The sequence below is a fragment of the Microcoleus sp. A003_D6 genome (genome assembly GCF_036702825.1).
Taxonomy (GTDB): Bacteria; Cyanobacteriota; Cyanobacteriia; order Cyanobacteriales; family Microcoleaceae; genus Microcoleus.
Genome location: NZ_JAUBWA010000288.1, coordinates 1 through 1,495 on the forward strand (window position 1 = coordinate 1; position 1,495 = coordinate 1,495).

Sequence of the window (1,495 nt, forward strand, 5' to 3'; positions counted from 1 at the left end):
CATTGGTGACAAGTTAAGGAAAAAGGGAAATTGTCAAGGGTAGTATTGACATTGATCTGGATCGTGGGAAACTTAGAGTAGACAAGCAATTGAGGGATTGTGAGCAGCCATGACCAGCAGCCGAAAAACGAATCGGGATCACGCGAAAAAAAAACACAGACCAATGGTAGAAGATGAAGTAATTGCCCTTCAACTGGAAAAATTGCTGACACCGGCGATTACAAATCAAGAAAATTACTACCGAAAATTAGGACTCCGAGAGCGGATCTTGAATTTACCGTTGATGATGGCTGCGGTGTTAACGTTACTGTGGCGAGACGTAGCAGGGGTGAGAGAACTGACCAGAATCTTAGCCAGAGACGGTTTTCTGTGGTGTAATCCTACAAAAGTTAGTACTCAAGCGGTATCACAAAGATTTTTGACATTTCCTGCGGAGTTATTTGAAAAAGTATTTAAAGATTTATTACCAAGTCTCAGAACAGCTTGGCATAGCAGAAATCAACGTCCCTTGCCAGAAAGTATTCAATTTACCTTGTCAAAATTTGAGAAAATTTGGATAATAGACGGCTCAATATTGGAGGCATTATTTAGAAAGCTACAAAGCTTAGAATCAGTGCCAAAAGGACAATTAGCCGGAAAAATAATTACAGTCATTGATTTAATAACCAGATTGCCTGTTGAGATTTGGTTTGAAGAAAACCCCAAAGCTTCTGATATTAGAGCCGAAGAAGACATCCTAAATTTAGTTACAGAAAATACTTTGCTATTACTAGACAGAGGATTCTATCATTTTAATTTTTGGCATAAACTAATCGCCCAAAAAATTGAATTTATTACCAGAATAAAGAAAGGAGCAGCCATTAAAATAGAACAGATATTTACAGATAGTTATGGATTGCGAGACCGGAAGATATGTCTAGGTTCTGGTACAAAAAAGACTCCATTTATCACGTTACGTTTGATTGAAGTCAGGTCGGGAAAAACCTGGCATTCTTATTTGACCAGCGTCCTAGATCCGGAAGTATTACCCCCTTATGTAGTTGCAGATTTATATCGCCGTCGCTGGCGAATAGAAGATGCTTTTAATACAGTAAAAAGACTCTTGGGTTTAAGTTATTTATGGACTGGTTCAATCAATGGAATTAAATTGCAAATTTGGTCAACGTGGTTGTTTTATGCTGTTTTGGTAGATTTAGGTGATGCCGTAGCGGATGAACTTTCTCTGCCCTTTGATGAGATTTCATTAGAAATGATTTATCGCGGTCTTTATCATTTTACTATGGCTCATCAAAAAGGTAAGACAACAGACCCAGTTAAGTATTTTGCTGACAGGAAAAATCGAGATTTAGGCATTGTCAAACAGAAACGAAAACCAAACACAAAGTTAATTGTGGCTGCTTTTCCCGAGCTTCAACGAGGGTCTGACCAGTTCTTTTTCAACAATTCTCTGAAAACCTCTTGACAAAAGACTTACAGCCTTAACTTGTCACCAATG

The 1,495-nt window shown here is 38.2% G+C and carries 1 protein-coding gene; it reads left to right on the forward strand.

Annotation, left to right across the window (positions count from 1 at the left end; genetic code table 11):
* Nucleotides 1-163 precede the first annotated feature (163 nt).
* The gene (locus QUB70_RS32480; protein ID WP_332985921.1) at nucleotides 164-1,462 is read left to right on the forward strand and encodes an IS4 family transposase; all 1,299 of its coding nucleotides are present in this window, start codon (nucleotides 164-166) and stop codon (nucleotides 1,460-1,462) included.
* Nucleotides 1,463-1,495: the final 33 nt, after the last annotated feature.